The following is a 6,565-nucleotide window of genomic DNA, read 5'->3' as shown; positions in this document are numbered from 1 at the left end:
AGATCATTCTTAAGAATCGTAAAAGGTAGAAGAACCAAAGGAAAATATCAAACATGGACGAATTACAAAAGAGCAATATGACCTTAAGTTAATGACATTGCCCCAAGCCCTCCTTGAAAATAGGTAGGGGAGCTTGAGCGGCTCTTTCAAAATTTGGTTAAATGTATAAAGTCTAAATCGTAGCTAAATTAGGTGCCAAAGTAGTTCCTAATCCCCTCTTAATTTAGGAGGGACAGGGGTGGTAGGATTTCCCAAAAGCACTAAATTATGTTTTTAAACCCGACTGAAGCGGCAGCCCCGATTTTTTTATGAGGGCTAAAGCGAAAGGCGGGGCGGGTTATACCATGAAAAACTGAACGCTCGTTTTCAAATTCATTTTTCAAATCACAAATTCTAGCTTAAACAAAAAAGCGTTCCGATTGATTTCGGAACGCTTTTTTGCTAGTTCAACTTTCAAACATTTTAACTTTCGAACATTCAAACTTTTTAACTCTTAGTATCCAAAAATTTGTTCTAAAGTTAACGTTGTAACGTTACCGAATTTTTGCATATCTTCTAATTTTACTTTTTTATCAGAAGCTACAATTAGGTAAGAATAAGGTTTGTTCGCAACTTTTTGGTCGTGAAAACCTTTAATATCTGCGAATGTAATTGGTTTTAAACCTTTGTATAAATCAATTCTCGAATCGTAATCATAACCTAATTTCTTATCTGCAAAATAGTAGTTAAAAATACCGTCTTTAGTTACTCTATTCGATTCTAAATAAGTTAATACGTTCGCTTTTGCACCATCGAAAGACTTATCACTCTGGGGCAAAACATTCAATAATTCATTCATGCCGTTAACCGCATCAGTCATTTTATCTGCCTGGCTACCCACATAAGCAATCATGCTATATTGTTTGTCGGCTTTGTCTGGAGATTGATAAGTTGCATAAGTAGAATAGGCCAATGCTTTTGATTCTCTGATGGTTTGGAAAACAATTGAGCCCATACCGCCGCCAAAATAGTTATTAAATACTTCGATGTTTGGTCTATCTGTTTTGTTGTATAAACCAGTATTTCTTAACCAACGAATTTCAGATTGAACCATATCGTAGTTTGCGAAATATACGCGGTTGCTATCCTGAACAGTATAATTATAAACTTTTGCAGGAGCCGCAGGCGTAAACTCTTTAGCTAAGGCGTGTTCTTTCTTAATATCAGCAGTGAAAGCATTAACATCTTTCGGTCCATAATAGGTAATTACATGTTCATAATTATTTAAGTTTTTCAAAAGATAAATTAAATCTTCGGCTTTCATGTTTTTAACATCTTCGTTAGAAAGTACATTATTGTATGGATTTACACTACCATACTGTGCATAAGATGTTAAGCCAACCATAATCTGGCCTTTATTTAATTTGTTGTTTTCTCTGCTTTTTAAAATGGTGTTTTTTAAATCTGCTAAAGCTTTTTCATCAGGCTTAACGTTGGCAAAAATATGTTCAACAAGGCTTACCGCTTTGTCGAAATTTTCTTGTAGACCACTAATATTAATCGTTGTAATTTCAGTGCCAACATTTAAGCTGTAAGTACAAGCAATATTATAAAAGGCTTTGCTAATGTCTTCAGCGCTATATTTGTCGGTACTTAAGAAAGGCAAATAGGCAGCGGCATAAGGCAATAATTTATAGTTATTTGCACCATGATTAAATCTATAGCTCATCCTGAAAATAGAATTGTCGCTATTTTTAGTCGTTAATACATCAGCAATACCAACTTTACCCATTACGATATCCTTTTTGTAGTCCAGGAATTTCGGTTCCATTGGCTTAACAGGTGCGTCTATAATACCTTTTACAAAAGCTGATGTTAAATTTCCGTTAGCATTAATTGGTGTAATAGCAGGCTTTTCTACCTTGATTATGTTTTTATCTTCGCCTTTATGCTTAAAACCAATTACATAGTTATCTTTAAAGATCGTATTTGCAAAAGCAACAACCTGTGCTTTCGTAATTTTCGAAGCGTCGTTAATTTCGCTTAAGCTTTTATCCCATTTTGTGCCACGGTTTAAAATAAACTCGTTCGATAAATTTTCTGCTCTGTTGTTATTGCTATCAAAAGCCTGTAAGAAACTCAGTTTTAAGTTCGCAACAATGGCTTTTAACAAGTCATCATCAAATTTACCAGCTTTTAAAAGGTCAACTTGCTCTAAAAGTAATTTCGAAGCTTGCTCTAAAGATTGGCCTTGACGAGGTTGTGCCGATAAATTAAACACACCATAATCTTTCATTTGCTGATAGCTTGCACTCGCTCTTTGGGTTTTTTGTTGCTTGTTTAAATTGATGTCGATTAAACCCGCTTTACCATTAAATAAAATGCTTTTAATTAAGTTAAGCATAGTGCTGTTTGGTGTGTTTTCTGCATAACCACGGTAGTAAATTTCAACCATTTCTGCACTTGGTCCATTAACATCAACCTTTTGGATTTTTGTTAAAGGTTTCTCTGGCGCAGGATTGTAAAGTGTTATCGGTTTTGCAACCATGTAGCTAAAAGTTTTATCAACTTTTTTAATCATCTCATCAGGATTAAAATCTCCTGTGAAAATTGCAGCCATGTTGTTCGGAACGTAGTATTTGTTGTAGTAGTTTCTGATTTCTACTAAAGATGGGTTTTTCAAATGTTCAATTGTACCAATTGTAGTTTGCTGTCCGTAATTATGAACCGGGAAAAGCAATGCCATCATTGCTTCGTCCAATTTATTAGGGTCGCTATCTAACCCACGGTTTTTTTCTTCGTAAACGGCCTCCAGTTCTGTATGGAAAATACGGAAAATAGGTTTGCGGAAACGTTCGCCCTGAATGGCTAAAAATTTATCAGTTGCGTTTGATGGAAAATCTTCGTTGTAAACCGTTTCTTCGTACCAGGTATGTGCATTTGAAGAGTTTCCTCCAATGCCCGACATCATTTTGTCGTATTCATTAGCAATAGAAAAGTTAGATGCTTCACCCGATGTTTTATCTATTTCTTTGTAAATCTCTTTACGTTGTGCAGCATCGGTTGTTTTGTTATACTTTTCGTAAAGTGCATCAATTTTATCTAAATAAGGTTTTTCTTTTATCCAATCTGCAGTTCCAAATTTATCAGTTCCTTTAAAGAGAAGGTGCTCTAAATAATGTGCTAAACCAGTTGCGTTTTTAGGGTCAGTGTTACTACCCGCTCTAACGCTCATTCTAAACTGAACATTTGGTTCTTTAATATTTGGCGATAAAATAACTGTCAAGCCATTTTTAAGGGTATAAAAACGTGTTGATGATGGGTCGTTAGTTACGTATTTGTAAGTGTAACCGCCCGAAGTTCCCGTTTTCCATTCGTAGGTTTGCGCTTTTACAAACGAACCTGTAAATAGAAAACAAGCCAGAGTTAGTAGTTTGAATTTCATTTATTTTGGTTTATGAGACTATCCGATATTTTAGGGGTGAACTATGGTTTATCGAATTGTAGTTAAATAAGTTATTTACCCAAATATATATGGATTTTACCACCAAACGAAATGCTTTTTAATTTCATAACTAAAACTATAGGGCAAAACGATTTTATCACATCGCAGCAGCCAAGGTCGTGTGTCTCCACGCTCCATACAAATCCATATCTTATTTATTAACAGTTTCTAAGATTATTACGGCTTAAATTTTATAATCTGTATTTTTACAGCATGACGAAGCTAAGCACAAAACCAAATATTTTAGTTGTAAATGATGATGGTATAACAGCCACAGGAATTAAGAACCTGATGGAGGTTATGCAGGAAATTGGAAATGTTGTTGTGGTTGCACCCGATAGTCCGCAAAGTGGAATGGGGCATGCAATTACCATCGGGAAACCGATTCGTTTCGATAACGTAGATTTATATCCAGGTATAGAAATGTACAAGTGTAGTGGTACACCGGTAGATTGTGTTAAAATTGCCGTTAATAAAATATTTAAGGGTAAAAAGCCCGATTTATGCGTTTCCGGAATTAACCACGGCTTAAACAATTCTATTAATGTGCTTTACTCTGGCACCATGTCGGCCGCGGTAGAAGGCGCTATAGAAAAAATTCCTTCAATAGGTTTTTCTATGGATGATTTTGCTGCCGATGCAGATTTCAGTCACACCAAAAAGTTTATAAAAAACATTGCCGAACAAGTTTTAGCAAACGGTTTACCAGAAGGTACATTGTTAAATGTTAATTTTCCGAAAGGAGATAAATTAAAGGGAATTAAAATTTGCAGACAAGCCAATGCAAAATGGATGGAAGAATTTGATGAGCGGAAAGACCCTTACAATCGACCCTATTATTGGTTAACCGGCGTGTTCGAAAACTTCGATAATGGAGAAGATACCGATGTTTGGGCTTTGGAACATGGTTATGTTTCTATTGTTCCGGTTCAGTTCGATTTGACCGCACACCATGCCATACAAACCTTAAACAGCTGGAATTTTGGTGGCGAAAATCATTCGAAAAATGATACTAAAGCAAACAAAGTTTCTGCACCCGACGGTTTAAATCTTGGTTAACATTAAAATGAATAATCAATTAAGTAAACTAAATAATTCTGTTTGGGTAGGTTTAGGTATTGGAATAATGATTCCTGCCATTCTTTGTTTCATAGCCTGGTATATCATAAATCACGTCGTTTACCTATCAAAAGCAGATTTGTTGTACATTGGTGCCATAGCGGTAAATGCCTATTTTATGCAATACTTTTTTAAGTACAATAAAGAAAATATAGGCAGAGGAATATTAGCTGCAACCTTTTTGTGTGCTTTTGTGTTTTTTGCATACAAAGTTTTTTAGTTAGCATTTAAAATTGTTTAAATGGCTTTTAGAAAATGTAAGTCCATGGTTTTTGGTAGCTAACTGTCCCGCTTTTCGCTGTAATGACAAAACGGATTTCCGCTGCAATCGGGTTTAAAAACTTCGGTTTGTTTTGGGGGTAAAAAACTGTAAAGTGCTAATTGGTATAGTTGTTTTTCTGTGTTTAAAACCATTGTACTTAAACCCGATAGAGCTAAATAGCCCGCAATTCCGATTCTTCGTCGGGAGAGGACTATATGCGATAGCGGGACTGTTGGAGGCTAAGAATTACCGAACCAATTGTTTTCTAAAAATAATTGATGTTTAAATACTTTACGAAGCGCAGCTTCTGTTTCGTTGCGACAGATTTGCAGATTAAAAAGATTTTTGAAAATCTGTAGCAATTATTAAGCTTATCAAACTCATAATTAATATGAAATATTACCTCGTAGCAGGCGAAGCATCAGGAGATTTACATGGCGCCAACCTAATGAAGGCACTTAAAGAAGAAGATACAGAACCTGTTTTCCGTTATTTCGGTGGCGATAAAATGCAGGCAGAAGGTGGTGAATTGGTTAAGCATTATGCAGATATGGCTTTTATGGGTTTTACTGAAGTGCTTTTAAATCTACGAACGATTTTTAAAAACCTTAAAGCTTGCAAAGCAGATATTTTGGCTTGGAAACCCGATGTTTTAATTTTAATTGATTTCCCGGGCTTCAATCTAAAAATTGCGGAGTTTGCAAAAGCCAACGGCATAAAAGTTTGTTATTACATATCGCCTAAGGTTTGGGCCTGGAACCAGAAAAGGGTTTTAAAAATTAAAAAGAATATAGATCACATGTTTTGTATTCTGCCATTCGAAGTAGATTTTTATAAAGAATGGGGTATGAAAGTTGATTACGTTGGAAACCCACTATTAGATGAAATTGCACAGTTCGAACCTGAGCAAGCGTTTAGATTAAAGAATAAATTAAGCGAAAAGAAAATTATTGCCTTGCTACCTGGCAGTAGAAAACAAGAAATAGAACGCTTATTGCCCGTTATGCTAAGTATAACCGAAAATTACCCTGATTATGAGTTTGCAATAGCTGCGGCGCCAACTTTTAACGAAACTTACTATCATCAATTTACGGGTTCTAAAAACGTTAAATTATTGTTTAATAATACCTATAACCTTTTGCATAATGCCCATGCCGCAATAGTGGCATCTGGAACGGCCACCTTAGAAACCGCTTTATTTAAAGTGCCGCAAGTTGTGGTTTATAAAGGTGGAACAATATCAATTGCAATTGCCAGAATGCTGGTTAAGATTAAATTTATTTCATTGGTTAATCTTATTGTAAACAAAAAAATAGTAACCGAACTAATTCAGGAAGATTGCAATTCAGTTAAAGTAAATGAAGAACTTAAAATAATTTTGGAAGGCGAAGGAAGAAAGAAGATGCTTTTAAATTATGATGGACTTTTGGCTTTAATGGGAATGCCTGGTGCTTCGGCAAAAACAGCGAAGCTTATTTTAAGTTATATAAAAGCTTAATCTTTGTCATTGAGGCATTAAAATAATTTAAGGAATTTATCATTTGGTAATTTCTTTCAGTTAGCGCTTTCCAGTTTGGTCAGGTTGAGCGGAGTGGAAGCGCACTTAAACGAAGCTTTTTTATCCCGAAAAGTCTTAAATTTTGCCGTTAATTATCGCTTTAAAAGCTCAATTATTAAATTTCTACTTTTTTTAATTAGTT

The 6,565-nt window shown here is 35.0% G+C and carries 4 protein-coding genes; 3 read left to right on the top strand and 1 reads right to left on the bottom strand.

Annotated elements, in window-relative coordinates; genetic code table 11:
* Positions 1-493: 493 nt before the first annotated feature.
* Positions 494-3,424, bottom strand: a complete 2,931-nt coding sequence (locus ACFOUY_RS12210) for a M16 family metallopeptidase (RefSeq protein ID WP_378960975.1) — start codon at positions 3,422-3,424, stop codon at positions 494-496.
* 273 nt (positions 3,425-3,697) lie between these two features.
* Here ACFOUY_RS12210 and surE point away from each other — a divergent pair, with 273 nt between their 5' ends.
* From surE to lpxB, 3 genes are all read left to right on the top strand, one after another.
* On the top strand, positions 3,698-4,543 hold the full coding sequence (gene surE, locus ACFOUY_RS12205; RefSeq protein ID WP_378960974.1) for a 5'/3'-nucleotidase SurE: 846 nt from the start codon (positions 3,698-3,700) through the stop codon (positions 4,541-4,543).
* A gap of 7 nt (positions 4,544-4,550) precedes the next feature.
* The gene (locus tag ACFOUY_RS12200) at positions 4,551-4,823 is read left to right on the top strand and encodes a stationary phase survival protein SurE (RefSeq protein ID WP_378960973.1); all 273 of its coding nucleotides are present in this window, start codon (positions 4,551-4,553) and stop codon (positions 4,821-4,823) included.
* A 433-nt stretch (positions 4,824-5,256) separates the two neighbouring features.
* Positions 5,257-6,363, top strand: a complete 1,107-nt coding sequence (gene lpxB, locus ACFOUY_RS12195; RefSeq protein WP_378960972.1) for a lipid-A-disaccharide synthase — start codon at positions 5,257-5,259, stop codon at positions 6,361-6,363.
* Positions 6,364-6,565: the final 202 nt, after the last annotated feature.

This window comes from Pedobacter jamesrossensis (assembly GCF_042650905.1).
GTDB classification, from domain to species: Bacteria; Bacteroidota; Bacteroidia; order Sphingobacteriales; family Sphingobacteriaceae; genus Pedobacter; species Pedobacter jamesrossensis.
The sequence above is the reverse complement of the archived record's forward strand: the minus strand, read 5'-3'. Positions and strand labels throughout refer to the sequence as shown.

Excerpts from the sequence above, each read along its gene's own strand:
- ACFOUY_RS12210 (WP_378960975.1), bottom strand. The coding sequence starts at position 3,424 with ATGAAATTCAAACTACTAACTCTGGCTTGTTTTCTATTTACAGGTTCG.
- surE (WP_378960974.1), top strand. The coding sequence starts at position 3,698 with ATGACGAAGCTAAGCACAAAACCAAATATTTTAGTTGTAAATGATGAT.
- ACFOUY_RS12200 (WP_378960973.1), top strand. The coding sequence starts at position 4,551 with ATGAATAATCAATTAAGTAAACTAAATAATTCTGTTTGGGTAGGTTTA.
- lpxB (WP_378960972.1), top strand. The coding sequence starts at position 5,257 with ATGAAATATTACCTCGTAGCAGGCGAAGCATCAGGAGATTTACATGGC.